Raw genomic sequence first — 15,543 nt, forward strand, 5'->3', positions numbered from 1 at the left:
CGCGTTGCCTGCGCGCAACAGTCCGGCAACCATCCGCAAGCTTGCCGCGCGCCGCTAACTTTTCGAAAAAGATTTGGCCGCAGGTTCTCCCCCGGGAATGACGAGGGAGTTTTCGGACATGAACGGTCAAGCCATCTTGGAGAATGTGCGCCGCTATCGCGGCATCGCATCGCTTTATCGCCAGACCGCTGCGTTCCGCCCGGGCCAGAGCTGGTCGCTGCTGGAGCAGGCGAGCGATTGGGAAGCGCGGGCGTTGTCGGAGCTGGAAGCCTATTTCGCGTTGCGCGCGGACTACGCCGCTCCGCTCGCAGCCTGATTGTTAACCATCGCTCACGATATGATCGTCAGATCGGGTGCGGGCACCACGAATTGTCCGCCCCAGGCGCGAACCTCCGCCAGCTGGCCGATGATCTCGTCCTTCAGATTCCAGGGCAGGATGAAGACGTAATAAGGCCTGGCCGCGATCAGGGCGGCAGGATCGCGGATCGGCAGATGCGTTCCCGGCAGCAGCAGGCCCTGCTTGTGCGGATTGCGGTCCACGGTGAACGGAATCAGCTCGCGCGTGACGCCGCAATAATTGAGCAGCGTGTTGCCCTTCGCGGGCGCGCCGTAAGCCAGCACCGTCTTGCCCGCGCGCCCCGCCGCGACGAGGAAGTCGCGGATCGTCTCGCGCTTGGCCGCCACCTTCGCCTGAAAATCACGATAGATCGCGGGCTGGTCGAGCCCCGCCATGGTCTCGCGCCGGCGCAAATTCTCGAGTGCAGGCGAGGCTCTCGGAGGCGCAGTCTCGCTGCAGACGTGCAGACGGAGCGAGCCGCCATGCGTCGGCAATTCATCCACGTCGAAAACGCGCAAGGCGTGTGCGCGAAACACCCTCTCGAGGGTCGCGAGCGAGAAGTACGACAGATGCTCGTGATAGATCGTGTCGAACTGGATGGCTTCGATCAGATGCAACAGATGCGGAAGCTCCAGCGTCGCGCGCCCGGTCTCGGGCAGGAGAATGCGCAGGCCCGCGACGAAATCGTTGATGTCGGGGACGTGCGGCAGCACGTTGTTGGCGACGATCAGCTCGGGCCCGTGGCCTTCGGCGCGCAGCGCGGTCGCGACATCGCGGCCGAAATAGCAGGTCCGGGTCGGGATGCCCTTGGCGATCGCAGTGGCCGCCGGACCGCTGGCCGGCTCGATCCCGAGCGCGCGGATGCCGGCGCGCTGGAAATATTGCAGCAGATATCCGTCATTGCTGGCGATCTCGATCACCTCGGACGCTGCGCCGAGCTTCGCGCGGATGATCATCTCGGCGGCGTAACTCTCCGCGTGTCGCAGCCAGCTCTCGGAATAGGACGAGTAGTAGAGATACTGCGCGAAGATGTTGGCCGCCGGCTCGAATTGCGGAAGCTGCACCAGCCCGCAGGCACCGCACGCACGGGCATGCAGCGGATAGGTCGGCTCAGTCGCATCCGCCCGCTCCGGCGGCAGATAGGAATTCGCCAGAGGCGACAGGCCGAGATCGACGAAGGTCTCGTCGAGCTCCTGCGCGCAAAAGCGGCATCGGTGCCTGTCCATGAACGGATCGTCCCGTTGTGCCGTCGTGCCGCGCCTGTTAGTGAATTCTCTCAAGCCACGGAAATTCCGACAAGGTTGCGCATGATGCAACCGAAAAGGCGTTTCGGTGAACCGACGTTCGCAACGGCGGTGTCGCGGCGCGGAGGCCCGGGATGAAGTTCACTGCATTGGCTCTCCCAGGCGTGGTTGAAATTGGGATCGAGCCGGAGACCGACGCGCGCGGATTCTTCGCCCGGCTGTTCGACGCTGAGGCCTTCGCGGCGCAGGGCCTGCCGACGCATTTCGCGCAACACAGCCTCTCGCATAACGAGCGCGCCGGCACATTGCGGGGCCTGCACTACCAGGCGGGCCGGCCGGAGGCCAAGCTGGTGCGGTGCGTGGCCGGCCGCGCCTTCGACGTGATCGTCGATCTGCGCCGGTCGCTGCCGACCTACGGACAATGGTGCTCGGTCGAGCTCGCCGCCGACCGTGGCAATGCCGTGTTCATTCCCGCTGGATGCGCGCACGGCTTCCAGACGCTCGTCGATGGGACCGAGCTGATGTATTGCATCGATGTGCCCTATGACGCGCAAGGCGCGGCGGGCATTCGCTGGGACGATCCATCGCTGGCGATCGATTGGCCGCTTGCCGATCCGATCCTGTCCGCGCGCGACCGCGCGCTGCCGTGTCTCCCATGAGGCGGGTGCTGGTCACGGGCGCGTCCGGATTCGTCGGTCGTGCGCTGCTGCCTGCGCTGGTCGGTCGCGGCTTTGAGGTCCACGGCGTCGCGCGCGCGGCTCAACCGACGATGGCCGGCGTAACGTGGCACGCGGTCGATCTTCTCACCGAAGCCGGCCGCGCGCATGCGCTATCCGCATCGCGTCCGACCCATTTGGTTCATCTCGCCTGGGAAGCCCGGCCGGGCCGTTATCGCGAGGATCCTGTCAACCGGCTGTGGGCAGAGGCGAGCATTGACCTGTTGTCACGGGCGCGAGCCTCCGGCACCAAGCGCATCCTCGGCATCGGAAGCTGCTTCGAATACGGACCGCAGAGCGGCCTCTGTGAGGAACGCACCAGCCAATGCCGTCCGACGACATTGTACGGACAAGCCAAGCTCGCTACGGCCGAGGCCTATGTCGCGGCAGGCGCCGCCTGGGGCCGGGTGTTTGTCCCGTTCGGGCCGCACGAGCCCGAGGCGCGCCTGATCCCTTCGCTGATCCGGAGCCTTCGCGCAGGAGCGAATTTCGATTGCTCGCATGGCGGGCAGCTGCGCGATTTCGTCTATGTCGATGACCTCGCGCAGATGATCGCCGCCGTGCTCGACAGCGAAATCTCCGGCGTCGTCAATCTCGCCAGTGGCGAAGTGCGCAGCCTGCGCTGCGTGATCGAGCATGTCGCAGGTCTGCTCGACGCAAGGCATCTGATCAGGTTCGGCGCCGTCGATGCAACGGGAGTCGACGCCGAGCCGATCATTGCCGCCGACGTCCGCCACCTCCGCGGCGTGACTGCGGGCGTGCCAATCATCGGATTCGAGGCGGGCGCTGCGCGCGATCTCGCATGGTGGATCGACCGTCTGCCGGGGAGGGGATGACGTGCGATCTCCTCGCAACAGGCCGGCGGCAAGCGGCACCCGTGGCAATTACGGAGTTGTCTGGCTGGGTGCCTGTGCTAGCAACGGGCCGACCGAAATCTCCCTCACGTCGGCCGGGGCAAGCAATGATCACGTTCAACCGCATCTTCACGACCGAGCGTCTGCTTCAGATCATCGTGATTCTGGCGGCGACGGTTGCCATGAAGCTGATGAGCTGAACGCGGGCTGGTTATCGCGCGCCGAACTCGGGCACGTCGGGCAGATAGTTCGACCCTTCCGAGCCCAGAAAATCGAACATCGCCTGCGCCGGCGGCAGCAGCACCTTGTCGCTGCGGCGGATCACGTACCATTGCCGCACGATCGGCAGGCCCGCGACGTCGAGCACGATGAGCCGGCCCTCGGTGAGCTCATGCGCCACCGTGTGGGCCGAGATAAAGGCGATGCCGAGCCCGGCGATGACGGCCTGCTTGATGGTCTCGTTGCTGCTCATCTCCATGCCGATGATCGGCTCGAGGTCGGACTTCTGGAACATGCCCTCCATCAGCGTCCGTGTGCCCGAACCAGGCTCGCGGGTGAGGAAGGTCTCGTGCACGAGGTCGGTCAGGTTGAGGCCGGAATCGTTCTCCAGCCAGTGTCCCTTGCGCGCGACGATGATGTGCGGATTGCGCCCGAGCTGGCGGACGTCGACGGTGACGTCGGCCGGTGGCCGACCCATCACCGCGAAATCGAGGTCGTAGCCGTGCATGGCCTCGCGGATCTCCTCGCGATTGCCGATGGTGAGCTTGATCTCGATCTTGGGGTACCGCTTGGAGAACGCCGCGATCGCATGCGGCACGAAATATTTCGCGGTCGAGACCGCGCCGAGATGCACTATGCCGCCGGTCCTTCCCGCGAGCAGGTCGAGCGCGCCCTGGCAGTCCATGATGGCGGCCTCGACGCGTTCGGCCAGCGTCAGCACCTCCTTGCCCGCCTCGGTCAGCAGCATGCCGTCACCGGTCCGCTGCACCAGCGGCAGGCCGGCGAGATCCTGCAGTTGCCGCAGTTGCTGGGTCACGGCCGGCTGGGTCAGCCCGAGATGGCCGGACGCAGCCGTCACGCTGCCCTTGGCCGAGAGCGCCGCAAGCGAGCGCAGCTGCCGGATCGTCAGATGCCGGAGCTGGGCCGCCGCGTGGCCGGGGCCATTATAAGAAAATTCTTTGACGCTCATTATGAATAGAAATTTTCCTTATTAAGCTGCCCCTGTCAATCTCCTGATGCCGGGACTGACCGTACCGACCTCCAGAGGGGAGGGAACTGGATACGGCGCCGGCAAAGGGGATGCGCAGATGACCGGGCAACTGAGGCTGGACGACCACCTTCAACGGTATTCCGAGACCGCACCTCACGCGCTGGCCGTGGCGGCCGCGGTCGATGCCATCGCGGCAGCGGCGATCGAGATCGCCGACCTGATCGCCACCGGAGATCTCGCGGATGCCTCCGGCCTGACCACCGGCCGCAATAGCGACGGCGACGTCCAGCGCGATCTCGACGTGCAGGCGGATGCGATCCTGCGCCGCTGCCTCAGCAAGCTGCCGGTCGCGGCGCTCGCCTCGGAAGAGATGCGCGAGGCCCAGATCGGCGATCGTGAGGCGAAGATCTGCATCGCGATCGATCCGCTCGACGGCTCCTCCAACATCGACATCAACATGACGGTCGGCACGATCTTCTCGATCCTGCCGGCGCCCGATGATCTCTCGCTCGCCTTCCATCAACGCGGCTCGGCGCAGCTTGCGGCAGGCTTCGTCACCTACGGGCCGCAGACCTCCCTGGTGCTGACGCTCGGCGAAGGCGTCGATATCTTCACGCTCGATCGCAAGGCGGGCTGCTTCCGCCTCGCGCGCAGCGGCGCGCAGATCGCCGAGGCCTGCGAGGAGTTCGCGATCAATGCGTCGAACCGCCGGCACTGGGATTCGCCGGTGCGTGCCTTCGTCGACGAGTGCCTCGCCGGCGTCGAGGGGCCAGCCAACCACAATTTCAACATGCGCTGGGTCGGCTCGCTGGTCGCCGAGGCCTACCGCATCCTCACCCGCGGCGGCATCTTCCTCTATCCCTCGGACGCGCGTGCCGGCTACGGCGACGGCCGCCTGCGCCTGACTTACGAAGCGCATCCGATGGCCATGATCATCGAGCAGGCCGGCGGCTCCGCCACGACGGGGCGCGAGCGCATCCTCGATCTCTCGGCGCAGAGTCTGCACCAGCGCGTGCCGCTGATCATGGGATCGAGCAACGAGGTGCGCCGCGTCGAGGAACTGCATTGCGATCCGCTCCTGGTTGCCAGCGTCTCAGCGCCGCTGTTCGCGCGGCGCGGATTCTTCCGGCTGTAAGGAGGGCCTCCGATGTCCAGGAAGCATCCGATCATCTCCATCACCGGCTCCTCCGGCGCCGGCACCACCTCGGTCAAGAAGACCTTCGAGCAGATATTTTTCCGCGAGAAGGTCAACGCGGCCTACATCGAGGGTGACGCGTTTCATCGCTACGACCGCGCCGAGATGCGCGCGCAGATGGCGAAGGAGGCCGATCGCGGCAACAAGCATTTCAGCCATTTCAGCCCCGAGACCAATTTGTTCGAGGAGCTGGAGCGCGCGTTCCGCGACTATGGCGAAACCGGCACGGCGACGACACGGCATTACGTGCATGACGCCGAGGAGTCCGGGCTGCATGGCGCGGCGCCCGGCACCTTCACCGACTGGAAGCGGCTGCCGGAGAATTCGGACCTGTTGTTCTACGAGGGCCTGCACGGCGCCGTCGTCACCGACAAGGTCAATGTCGCGCGCTATGCCGACCTCAAGATCGGCGTCGTGCCGGTCATCAATCTCGAATGGATCCAGAAGCTGCACCGCGATCGCAGCGCGCGCGGCTATTCGACCGAGGCGGTCACCGACACCATCCTGCGGCGGATGCCCGACTACATCCACTACATCTGCCCGCAATTCACCGAGACCGACATCAACTTCCAGCGCGTGCCGACGGTGGACACCTCCAATCCGTTCATCGCGCGCTGGATCCCGACGCCGGACGAATCGATGGTCGTGATCCGCTTCAAGAACCCGCGCGGTATCGACTTCCCCTATCTCCTCTCGATGCTGCCGCAGAGCTGGATGTCGCGCGCGAACTCGATCGTGTGCCCCGGCGCAAAGCTCGATCTCGCGATGCAGCTGATCCTGACGCCGCTGATCATGCAGCTCATCGAGCGCAAGCGCAGCTTGAAGTGAACCAGGAGAGAATCCGATGAACATCTCCGTCCACGCCGAAGCCGACCTCACGGCGGTCACGCACAACGATCTCGCCAACGCCGTCCGCTTCCTCGCGGTCGACGCCATCGAGACCTCGCAGTCCGGCCATCCCGGCCTGCCCATGGGCATGGCCGACGTCGCAACCGTGCTGTTCTCGCGCTTCCTGAAGTTCGACTCGGCGCACCCCAACTGGCCGGACCGCGACCGCTTCGTGCTGTCGGCGGGCCACGGCTCGATGCTGCTCTACGCACTGCTGCATCTGACCGGCGGCGACGTCAGCCTCGATGACATCAAGGCCTTCCGGCAATGGGGCTCCAAGACGCCGGGCCATCCGGAATATGGTCACACGCCGGGCGTCGAGATGACGACAGGGCCGCTGGGGCAGGGGATCGCGACCGCGGTCGGCATGGCGCTCGCCGAGAGGATGGCCAACGCGCGACATGGCGACGGTCTCGTCGATCATTTCACCTATGTCATCGCCGGTGATGGCTGCCTGATGGAGGGCCTCAGCCAGGAGGCAATCTCGCTCGCCGGCCATCTCGGGCTTGGCCGCCTGATCGTGCTGTTCGACGACAACGGGATCTCGATCGACGGGCCGACCTCGCTGGCAACGTCCGACGACCAACTCGCGCGTTTCGCCGCCTCCGGCTGGTCGGTGCGCAGCATCGACGGCCACGATCCCGAAGCGATTGCGCAGGCAATCGCAGAGGAACGCGAGACCGCAAAGCCGTCGCTGATCGCCTGTCGCACCATCATCGGCTACGGCGCGCCTGATCGGCAGGGCACGGAGAAAGCCCATGGTGCGCCGCTCGGCACCGAGCAGACCGCGGCCGCGCGCCGGACGTTGAGCTGGGACTATCAGCCCTTCGTGGTGCCTGTTACCGTCCAGAAGGCGTGGCGGATGATCGGGCAACGCGGCCAGGTCGATCGGCTCGCCTGGCTCGATCGCTATGAATGCGCGACGGCCGAGCAGCGCGACATGTTCGTCGAAGGCAAGGCGCTTGCCCTGCCAGCCGCCTATGCGATGGCCGCGGCGAAATTGCGCGAACGCTTTGCGTCCGAGCGTCCGAAGCTCGCGACGCGGCAGGCCTCGCAACAGGTGCTCGACGGCATTGCCGGGACGATTGCCGGCTTGGTCGGCGGCTCCGCGGACCTGACGCATTCGAATCTGACGCACGCCAAGGTGCAGGCTCCGGTCAAGAATGGCGCGTTCGCCGGCGACTACATCCATTACGGCATTCGCGAGCACGGCATGGCCGCCGCGATGAACGGCCTCGCGCTCCATGGCGGCTTCATCCCGTACGGCGGCACGTTCCTCGCGTTCTCCGACTACAGCCGGCCGGCGATCCGCCTTGCGGCGCTGATGCGGCTGCGCGTCATCCATGTGATGACCCACGACTCCATTGGCCTCGGCGAGGACGGCCCGACGCACCAGCCGGTCGAACACCTTGCCGCGCTGCGGGTGATCCCGAACCTGCTGGTGTTCCGTCCCGCCGACGCGGTGGAGACGCTGGAGGCCTGGGACTGCGCGCTGAATTCCGAAGACCGCCCCTCCGTGCTGTGCCTGTCGCGGCAGGCGTTGCCGACCTTCCGCAGCGATGCCCGCGGCAGAAACCGCGTCGCACACGGCGCCTATCTCGTCGTATCGCCGGACGGCGGCCGCGACGTGACGCTGATCGCAACCGGTTCGGAAGTCTCGATTGCACTGGAAGCCGCCCGCCTGCTTGCGACCGAGCACATCCGCGCCGCCGTGGTGTCCGCGCCTTGCTTCGCCCTGTTCGAGGAGCAGCCGGACGAATACCGCGCCAGCGTGCTCGGCACCGCGCCGCGCGTCGGGATCGAGGCGGCCGTGCAGGGCGACTGGTCGCGCTGGCTCGGCGCTGAGGGCGAATTCGTTGGCATGCGCGGCTTCGGCGCCTCGGCGCCGGCGCCGGTGCTGTACCGCGAATTCGGCATCACACCGCAAAGCATTGCGGAAGCCGCCCGCCGGGCGATCGCTCGCAAGCGACAATAAGGAGGACTTCACGTGGCCCGTATCACCCTTCGCCAACTGCTCGATCACGCCGCCAGCCACGGCTATGCCGTGCCGGCGTTCAACATCAACAATATGGAGCAGGGCATCGCGATCATGCAGGCGGCGGCCGAGGTCGATGCGCCCGTCATCATCCAGGCCTCGCGCGGCGCGCGCAGCTACGCCGGCGATCTCATGCTCTCGCACATGATCGATGCGCTGGAGCGGACCTATCCCGACATCCCGCTCTGCATGCATCAGGACCACGGCAATGACGAAGCGACCTGCGCCTCCGCCATTGCCCACGGCTTCACCTCCGTCATGATGGACGGCTCGCTCAAGGCCGATGCCAAGACGGCGGCCGATTATGACTACAACGTCGCGATCACCCGCCGCGTCGTCGATCTCGCCCATTGGGTCGGCGCTTCCGTCGAAGGCGAGCTCGGCGTGCTCGGCTCGCTGGAACATGGCGGCGGCGAGCAGGAGGATGGCCACGGCGTCGAGGGCACGGTCAGCCACGACCAGCTCTTGACCGATCCCGATCAGGCAGTCGACTTCGTTCGGGCCACCAAGGTCGATGCGCTCGCCATCGCGATGGGCACCTCGCACGGAGCCTACAAGTTCAGCCGCAAGCCGGATGGCGACATCCTGGCGATGCGGGTGGTCGAGGAGATCCATCGCCGGCTGCCGAATACGCACCTCGTCATGCACGGCTCCTCGTCGGTGCCGCAGCCCCTGCAGGACATGTTCAACCAGTTCGGCGGCGAGATGCCCCAGACCTGGGGCGTGCCGGTCGAGGAGATCGTGCGTGGCATCAAGAGCGGCGTGCGCAAGGTCAATATCGACACCGACTGCCGCCTCGCGATGACGGCCGTGTTCCGCAAGGTCGCCGCGCAAACGCGTTCCGAGTTCGACCCGCGCAAATTCCTCAAGCCGGCAATGGACGCGATGCGCGAGCTCTGCCGCGACCGTTTCGAGCAGTTCGGCACCGCGGGCCATGCCAGCAAGATCAAGGTCATTCCCTTAAGCGAGATGGCACGACGCTATCGCGCCGGCGAGCTCGATCCGCGCATCGACGCCCGCGAACCCGTTGCGGCTTAGTCAATCGGAAACAACAGAGAAAACAACAGGAGAGAGACATGAACGCACATGCAGGCACGGTTCGCGGCAAAGAGCGCTATCGCTCCGGCGTGATGGAATACAAGCGCATGGGTTATTGGGAGCCCGACTACACGCCGAAGGACACCGACGTCATCGCGCTGTTCCGCGTGACGCCGCAGGAGGGCGTCGATCCGATCGAAGCGTCGGCCGCAGTCGCCGGTGAATCCTCGACCGCGACCTGGACCGTGGTGTGGACCGATCGCCTGACCGCGGCAGAGAAATATCGCGCGAAATGCTACCGCGTCGATCCCGTGCCGGGCACGCCGGGCTCGTATTTCGCCTACATCGCCTATGACCTCGACCTGTTCGAGCCGGGCTCGATCGCGAACCTCTCGGCCTCGATCATCGGCAACGTGTTCGGCTTCAAGCCGCTCAAGGCGCTGCGGCTGGAAGACATGCGTTTCCCTGTCGCCTATGTGAAGACCTTCCAGGGGCCGGCGACCGGCATCGTGGTCGAGCGCGAACGGCTCGACAAGTTCGGCCGGCCGCTGCTGGGCGCGACGGTGAAGCCGAAGCTCGGGCTTTCGGGCCGCAACTATGGCCGCGTGGTGTACGAGGCGCTGAAGGGCGGACTCGACTTCACCAAGGACGACGAGAATATCAACTCGCAGCCCTTCATGCACTGGCGCGACCGCTTCCTCTACTGCATGGAGGCGGTGAACCGCGCGCAGGCGGCTTCGGGCGAGGTCAAAGGCACTTACCTGAACGTCACCGCGGGCACGATGGAGGACATGTATGAGCGTGCCGAGTTCGCCAAGGAGCTCGGATCGTGCATCGTGATGATCGACCTCGTGATCGGCTACACCGCGATTCAGTCGATGGCCAAATGGGCGCGGCGCAACGACATGATCCTGCATCTGCATCGCGCCGGTCACTCGACCTACACGCGGCAGAAGAGCCATGGCGTGTCGTTCCGCGTCATCGCCAAATGGATGCGGCTCGCGGGTGTCGATCACATCCATGCCGGCACGGTGGTCGGCAAGCTGGAAGGCGACCCCAACACCACGCGCGGCTATTACGATGTCTGCCGCGAGGACTTCAATCCGACCAAGCTCGAGCACGGCCTGTTCTTCGACCAGAACTGGGCGAGCCTGAACAAGATGATGCCGGTCGCCTCCGGCGGCATCCATGCCGGCCAGATGCACCAGCTGCTCGATCTCCTGGGCGAAGACGTCGTGTTGCAGTTCGGCGGTGGCACCATCGGCCATCCCATGGGCATTGCGGCCGGCGCGATCGCCAACCGCGTGGCGCTGGAAGCGATGATCCTCGCCCGTAACGAGGGGCGCGACTACGTCCACGAGGGTCCCGAGATCCTGGCCAGGGCGGCCGAGACCTGCACACCGCTGAAGGCCGCGCTCGAGGTCTGGAAGGACGTGACGTTCAATTATCAATCCACCGACACGCCGGACTTCGTGCCGACCGCGCTCGAAACCGTCTAGGGAGACGCAGCATGAAACTCACTCAGGGTTGCTTTTCGTTCCTGCCCGATCTGACCGACGACCAGATCTATAAGCAGGTGCAATATTGCCTTGGCAACGGCTGGGCGGTGAATATCGAATTCACCGACGATCCTCATCCCCGCAACACCTATTGGGAAATGTGGGGCCTGCCGATGTTCGACCTCCAGGACGCCGCCGGCGTGATGATGGAGCTCGCGGAGTGCCGCAGGGTGTATGGCAACAAGTACATCCGCATCAGCGGCTTCGATTCCAGTCACGGCTGGGAATCGGTGCGGATCTCCTTCCTCGTCAATCGGCCTCCGCATGAGGCGGAGTTCGAGCTGGTGCGGCAAGAGGTGGGCGGCCGCGCGATCCGTTACACCACTGTGCGGAAACCAGCCCACGCGTCGACTTAACGATCCGCTTCCGCGCGGAGCACTCCCTGCTCCGCATCCTTGGCGGACCAACTGCTTCGCCGCTCCCCCGCGGCGAAGCTCTTTTCTTCGAGGGTAGCCATGCTCGATGTTCCCCACGCAACCACGACTGAGCCCAACGAGACCCAATTCGATCTCCGCAAGGAAGCCGAGGCAGCCGGGATCACCGACACGCTGCAGCAGCTCGAGCAGGAGCTGATCGGATTGAAGCCGGTGAAGAACCGCGTGCGCCAGATCGCCTCGCTGCTGCTGATCGAGCGCATCAGGCAGCGCGCGGGCCTGGCATCGGCTCCGCCGACGCTGCACATGTCGTTCACCGGCAATCCCGGCACCGGCAAGACGACCGTCGCGCTGCGCATGGCCAAGATCCTGCACGGGCTCGGCTTCGTGCGGCGCGGGCAGGTGATCTCGGTGACGCGCGACGATCTCGTCGGCCAATATATCGGCCACACTGCGCCGAAGACCAAGGAGATCCTGAAGAAGGCGATGGGCGGCGTGCTGTTCATCGACGAAGCCTATTATCTGCATCGCCCCGACAACGAGCGCGACTACGGTCAGGAGGCCATCGAGATCCTGCTCCAGGTGATGGAGAACCAGCGCGAAGACCTCGTCGTGATCCTCGCCGGCTATGGCGAGCGCATGACGAGCTTCTTCGCCTCCAATCCCGGCTTCCGCTCGCGCATCGCCCACCACATCGAATTCCCTGATTATGCGGAGGCCGAGTTGCTCGTCATTGCCGAGCTGATGCTGAAGGAGCGGGGCTATCGCTTTTCGGCCACGGCCCGCGAGGCGTTCGAGAAATACATCGCATTGCGTCGGACTCAGCCGTTCTTCTCCAATGCGCGTTCGATCCGCAACGCCGTCGACCGCATCCGCTTGCGGCAGGCCGATCGCCTGGTGTCCGACCTCGACCGTATGCTCGATGTCGACGATCTCGAAACCATCGATCCCATGGACGTCCTGGCGAGCCGTGTCTTCAGCGGCGGCGCCGATGCGCGGAGTGCAAAGCCATGACCAGAGAGATCATGATCGCTCCCTCGATCCTGGCCGCGGATTTCGCGCGCCTCGGCGAGGAGATCGCCGCAATCGACACGGCCGGCGCCGATTGGATCCATTGCGACGTCATGGATGGACACTTCGTGCCCAACATCAGCTTCGGTGCCGATGTCATCAAGGCGATCCGCCCGACGACGAAGAAGATATTCGACGTGCATCTCATGATCGCGCCTGTCGATCCCTATCTCGAGGCGTTCGCAAAGGCCGGGGCTGACGTCATCACGATTCACGCCGAAGCCGGCGCCCATCTCGACCGCTCGCTGCAGGCCATCCGTGCCCTCGGCAAGAAAGCCGGCGTCAGCCTCTGTCCAGCGACTCCCGAGAGCGCGATCGAATATGTGCTCGACCGCATCGATCTCGTGCTGGTGATGACGGTCAATCCGGGATTCGGCGGCCAGTCCTTCCTCGAATCCCAGCTCGAGAAGATCGAACGGATCAAAGCCATGATCGGCGACCGGCCGATCCGGCTGGAGGTCGATGGCGGTGTCACGCGCGACAATGCCGCTGCAGTGGCGGCAGCGGGCGCCGATACGCTGGTGGCAGGTTCCGCCGTGTTCCGCGGCAAGAGTGCTGCCGACTATGCCGCAAATATCGAGGCCATTCGCATGGCCGCCGAGACGGGCCGGATTACTAAGCTGCAAGATATTTCTACGCAGCCGCTGCGCGTCAGCGAGGCAGGCCGTAGCCGGTAGACTACGGAAGGCGCAAGCCGTGGAAGATCCGCCCGTGCCGGTTGTCCCACGGCGTGGCACTTATCTCCGGGGTTCCACGGAGGTTGCGGCAAAAAGCGATCGCGTCTTTCAGGTCGGGGTAACCAACGCATTCGAGGCGAAAATTCGATTAACGCCCGCGCAAGGCTGTGCATCGCAACCTGCGTGCAGGAATGCCAAGAGAGCGCGGGGATGCGGATCAAGGCTATTGCCAGGCATGAGGCCTGCACGCGGGGCGATGGCGTGAGCATGCATCGCTTGTTCGCCGAGCAGCTTCGCTGCGCGACCGATGCGGCCGGACATGTCGACGTCCTCAAGCTGGGCGAGCTCGTCAGCGCGGCCTATGACGCGAGCGATCGCGACCGCCAGCGGATGACCGACGCACGCGCTCACACGCACGATGAGGTCGAGCTTGATCTGCTGCGAACCCAGGAATTCCTCGACACCATCGTCGAGAACATTCCGATCGCCGTCTTCGCGAAATGCGCGAAGAGTTCGCGCTATATCCTGCTCAACCGCGCCGGGGAAGACTATTACGGCATGCCGCGCGAACAGATGCTCGGCCGAACACCTGAAGAGATATTCCCGGCCGACGTCGCGCGCGTGGTCATTGAACAGGATCGTCGAGTCGTTGCCAGCGGCATGCCGATGTTCCTCGAGGAGCATCTGCTCGACATCGGCGTCAAGGGCCACGACCGCGTGGTCAATTCACGCAAGATGCTGATCGCGGATGGCGCCGGCGATCCGCAATATCTGGTCGGTGTGATCGAGGACGTCACCGAGCGCGTCACCACCCGCGAACGCATCAGCCACCTTGCGCATCATGATGCGTTGACCGACCTGCCGAACCGCAGCGCCTTCAACGCCGTGCTCGGCGAACGGCTGGAGCGGGCGCAGGAGGCGGCGACCAGTTTTGCCGTGCTCAGCCTCGATCTCGACCGCTTCAAGGAAGTCAACGACGTGTTCGGCCACCCCGTCGGCGATCTGCTGATGCGGGCGGCGGCGGACCGCCTTGCCGAGGAAGCCGACAGCGCCTTCGTCGCCCGTATCGGCGGCGATGAGTTCATGATCCTGATGCCCGACGACATCAGCCGCGATGACGTTCTGGCGCTCGCCGAACGACTGGTCGAGAGCATCGGCCAGGAGCTGGAGGTCGACGACTATCTCTCCCATGTCGGCCTCAGCGTCGGCATCGCGTTCTGTCCGGACGACGGCGTGAATGCCGCCACGCTGCTCGCCAACGCCGACTCGGCGCTCTATCGTGCCAAGCGCAAGGGCAGGGGCCGGGTGCGCTTCTTCGAATCCGAGATGGACCAGGAGCTGCGCGACCGCAGGCTGTTGCAGCACGATCTGCGACAGGCGCTGGAGCAGAACCAGTTCCTGGTCTACTTCCAGCCGCAGGCGCGGGTGGATGGCGAGGTCATCGGCTCGAGGCTCTGCTGCGCTGGGACCATCCGACCCGAGGCTTCGTTCCGCCGGACCAGTTCATTCCACTCGCCGAGGAGAACGGGCTGATCGTCCGGATCGGCGAATGGGTCTTGCGCGAAGCCTGCCGCGAGGCGGCATCCTGGCCGCGGCCGCTGCAGGTCGCCGTCAATCTGTCGCCGATCCAGTTCCAGGCCGGCGATCTCGAACGTTCGATCCATCAGATCCTGCTGGAGACGGGGCTGGCGCCGACGCGGCTCGAGGTCGAGATCACCGAGGGCGTGCTGATCGGCGATTTCACCCGCGCGCTCACTCTGCTGCGGCGGCTGAAGGCGCTCGGCATCCGCATCGCGATGGACGATTTCGGCACCGGCTATTCCTCGCTGTCCTATCTCCAGTCGTTCCCGTTCGACAAGATCAAGATCGATCGCAGCTTCATCTCCAATCTCGAGGCGACGCCGCAATCGGCCGAGATCGTCCGCGCGGTCCTGAGCCTCGCGCACGCGCTGCATATCCCGGTCATTGCCGAGGGGGTGGAGACGGAAGCGCAGCGTGCCTTCCTGGCGGGGGAGGCCTGCGAGGAGATGCAGGGCTATCTGGTCGGCCGACCCGCCCTGATCGAGCGCTATCTCGACCTGGTCGGCATGACCGTGGAGAGCCGGCTCTACGCCTAGAGCGCGATGCGATTAGAATGAATCGTCATCGCGCTTTAGGTTGTTATTTAAGCATGATCCGGAAAACCGCTGCGCACTTTTCCGGATCGTGCTTTAGTCCCTGGCTCCGGTGGCGGGTTACCGAGTGTCAGTCGTCGACATTTGGAACCTTGGCCCGGATACGCGCTTCCCAAGAACGAGCCGAGGTCAGGCGCGCGACGGGCGCAGCAAATCTTTTGCACAATCGCC

General features: G+C 65.0%; 15 protein-coding genes. 13 read left to right on the forward strand and 2 right to left on the reverse strand.

Annotation, left to right across the window (positions count from 1 at the left end):
• Positions 1-118: 118 nt before the first annotated feature.
• On the forward strand, positions 119-316 hold the full coding sequence (locus BM190_RS37045) for a hypothetical protein (protein WP_028144073.1): 198 nt from the start codon (positions 119-121) through the stop codon (positions 314-316).
• Positions 317-330: 14 nt separating this feature from the next.
• Here BM190_RS37045 and BM190_RS37050 read toward each other — a convergent pair whose 3' ends face one another.
• The gene (locus BM190_RS37050) at positions 331-1,563 is read right to left on the reverse strand and encodes a class I SAM-dependent methyltransferase (protein WP_092262516.1); all 1,233 of its coding nucleotides are present in this window, start codon (positions 1,561-1,563) and stop codon (positions 331-333) included.
• A gap of 152 nt (positions 1,564-1,715) precedes the next feature.
• Between BM190_RS37050 and rfbC the strand changes: the two genes are divergently transcribed.
• Together rfbC and BM190_RS37060 are read left to right on the forward strand one after the other, a co-directional pair.
• Positions 1,716-2,240 carry a dTDP-4-dehydrorhamnose 3,5-epimerase gene (gene rfbC, locus BM190_RS37055; protein ID WP_092262518.1) on the forward strand — a complete coding sequence of 175 codons (525 nt, stop codon included), beginning with the start codon at positions 1,716-1,718 and terminating at the stop codon, positions 2,238-2,240.
• Positions 2,237-3,133 carry an NAD-dependent epimerase/dehydratase family protein gene (locus BM190_RS37060; RefSeq protein ID WP_092262521.1) on the forward strand — a complete coding sequence of 299 codons (897 nt, stop codon included), beginning with the start codon at positions 2,237-2,239 and terminating at the stop codon, positions 3,131-3,133. The genes rfbC and BM190_RS37060 overlap by 4 nt, the downstream gene beginning before the upstream one ends.
• A gap of 229 nt (positions 3,134-3,362) precedes the next feature.
• On the opposite strand, the gene BM190_RS37065 is transcribed toward BM190_RS37060, so the two are convergent.
• Positions 3,363-4,340, reverse strand: coding sequence for a LysR family transcriptional regulator (locus BM190_RS37065; protein WP_092262524.1), 978 nt, complete (start codon positions 4,338-4,340; stop codon positions 3,363-3,365).
• A gap of 118 nt (positions 4,341-4,458) precedes the next feature.
• Between BM190_RS37065 and BM190_RS37070 the strand changes: the two genes are divergently transcribed.
• The 10 genes from BM190_RS37070 (at position 4,459) to BM190_RS41435 (ending at position 15,315) form a co-directional block, all read left to right on the forward strand.
• Positions 4,459-5,496, forward strand: coding sequence for a class 1 fructose-bisphosphatase (locus tag BM190_RS37070; protein WP_018321766.1), 1,038 nt, complete (start codon positions 4,459-4,461; stop codon positions 5,494-5,496).
• 12 nt (positions 5,497-5,508) lie between these two features.
• Positions 5,509-6,384, forward strand: a complete 876-nt coding sequence (locus BM190_RS37075; RefSeq protein ID WP_092262527.1) for a phosphoribulokinase — start codon at positions 5,509-5,511, stop codon at positions 6,382-6,384.
• A gap of 16 nt (positions 6,385-6,400) precedes the next feature.
• On the forward strand, positions 6,401-8,419 hold the full coding sequence (gene tkt, locus BM190_RS37080) for a transketolase (RefSeq protein WP_092262531.1): 2,019 nt from the start codon (positions 6,401-6,403) through the stop codon (positions 8,417-8,419).
• A 12-nt stretch (positions 8,420-8,431) separates the two neighbouring features.
• Positions 8,432-9,517 (forward strand): class II fructose-bisphosphate aldolase, encoded by a 1,086-nt coding sequence (fba, locus tag BM190_RS37085; protein ID WP_092262535.1) that lies wholly within the window; start codon positions 8,432-8,434, stop codon positions 9,515-9,517.
• Positions 9,518-9,555: 38 nt separating this feature from the next.
• A complete protein-coding gene (locus BM190_RS37090; RefSeq protein ID WP_018321762.1) occupies positions 9,556-11,016 on the forward strand; it encodes a form I ribulose bisphosphate carboxylase large subunit in 1,461 nt (486 codons plus the stop codon).
• Positions 11,017-11,027: 11 nt separating this feature from the next.
• Positions 11,028-11,432 carry a ribulose bisphosphate carboxylase small subunit gene (locus tag BM190_RS37095; RefSeq protein WP_018321761.1) on the forward strand — a complete coding sequence of 135 codons (405 nt, stop codon included), beginning with the start codon at positions 11,028-11,030 and terminating at the stop codon, positions 11,430-11,432.
• A 99-nt stretch (positions 11,433-11,531) separates the two neighbouring features.
• Positions 11,532-12,464, forward strand: coding sequence for a CbbX protein (gene cbbX / locus BM190_RS37100; RefSeq protein ID WP_018321759.1), 933 nt, complete (start codon positions 11,532-11,534; stop codon positions 12,462-12,464).
• Positions 12,461-13,198 (forward strand): ribulose-phosphate 3-epimerase, encoded by a 738-nt coding sequence (gene rpe / locus BM190_RS37105; RefSeq protein ID WP_092262538.1) that lies wholly within the window; start codon positions 12,461-12,463, stop codon positions 13,196-13,198. Before cbbX ends, rpe begins: the two co-directional genes overlap by 4 nt.
• A 210-nt stretch (positions 13,199-13,408) precedes the next feature.
• Positions 13,409-14,731, forward strand: coding sequence for a GGDEF domain-containing protein (locus BM190_RS41430; RefSeq protein ID WP_244550882.1), 1,323 nt, complete (start codon positions 13,409-13,411; stop codon positions 14,729-14,731).
• Entirely contained in the window at positions 14,656-15,315 is a 660-nt protein-coding gene (locus BM190_RS41435; protein ID WP_244550883.1) for a putative bifunctional diguanylate cyclase/phosphodiesterase, read from the forward strand. Before BM190_RS41430 ends, BM190_RS41435 begins: the two co-directional genes overlap by 76 nt.
• Positions 15,316-15,543 lie beyond the last annotated feature (228 nt).

The organism is Bradyrhizobium sp. Rc3b (assembly GCF_900114915.1).
Lineage (GTDB): Bacteria > Pseudomonadota > Alphaproteobacteria > Rhizobiales > Xanthobacteraceae > Bradyrhizobium.

What these genes read in the sequence shown, in the direction of transcription:
- BM190_RS37045 (WP_028144073.1), top strand. Translation starts at nt 119, where the DNA reads ATGAACGGTCAAGCCATCTTGGAGAATGTGCGCCGCTATCGCGGCATC.
- rfbC (WP_092262518.1), top strand. Translation starts at nt 1,716, where the DNA reads ATGAAGTTCACTGCATTGGCTCTCCCAGGCGTGGTTGAAATTGGGATC.
- BM190_RS41430 (WP_244550882.1), top strand. Translation starts at nt 13,409, where the DNA reads ATGCGGATCAAGGCTATTGCCAGGCATGAGGCCTGCACGCGGGGCGAT.
- BM190_RS37065 (WP_092262524.1), bottom strand. Translation starts at nt 4,340, where the DNA reads ATGAGCGTCAAAGAATTTTCTTATAATGGCCCCGGCCACGCGGCGGCC.
- cbbX (WP_018321759.1), top strand. Translation starts at nt 11,532, where the DNA reads ATGCTCGATGTTCCCCACGCAACCACGACTGAGCCCAACGAGACCCAA.
- BM190_RS37095 (WP_018321761.1), top strand. Translation starts at nt 11,028, where the DNA reads ATGAAACTCACTCAGGGTTGCTTTTCGTTCCTGCCCGATCTGACCGAC.
- rpe (WP_092262538.1), top strand. Translation starts at nt 12,461, where the DNA reads ATGACCAGAGAGATCATGATCGCTCCCTCGATCCTGGCCGCGGATTTC.
- BM190_RS37075 (WP_092262527.1), top strand. Translation starts at nt 5,509, where the DNA reads ATGTCCAGGAAGCATCCGATCATCTCCATCACCGGCTCCTCCGGCGCC.
- BM190_RS37090 (WP_018321762.1), top strand. Translation starts at nt 9,556, where the DNA reads ATGAACGCACATGCAGGCACGGTTCGCGGCAAAGAGCGCTATCGCTCC.
- BM190_RS37050 (WP_092262516.1), bottom strand. Translation starts at nt 1,563, where the DNA reads ATGGACAGGCACCGATGCCGCTTTTGCGCGCAGGAGCTCGACGAGACC.
- BM190_RS37070 (WP_018321766.1), top strand. Translation starts at nt 4,459, where the DNA reads ATGACCGGGCAACTGAGGCTGGACGACCACCTTCAACGGTATTCCGAG.
- tkt (WP_092262531.1), top strand. Translation starts at nt 6,401, where the DNA reads ATGAACATCTCCGTCCACGCCGAAGCCGACCTCACGGCGGTCACGCAC.
- BM190_RS37060 (WP_092262521.1), top strand. Translation starts at nt 2,237, where the DNA reads ATGAGGCGGGTGCTGGTCACGGGCGCGTCCGGATTCGTCGGTCGTGCG.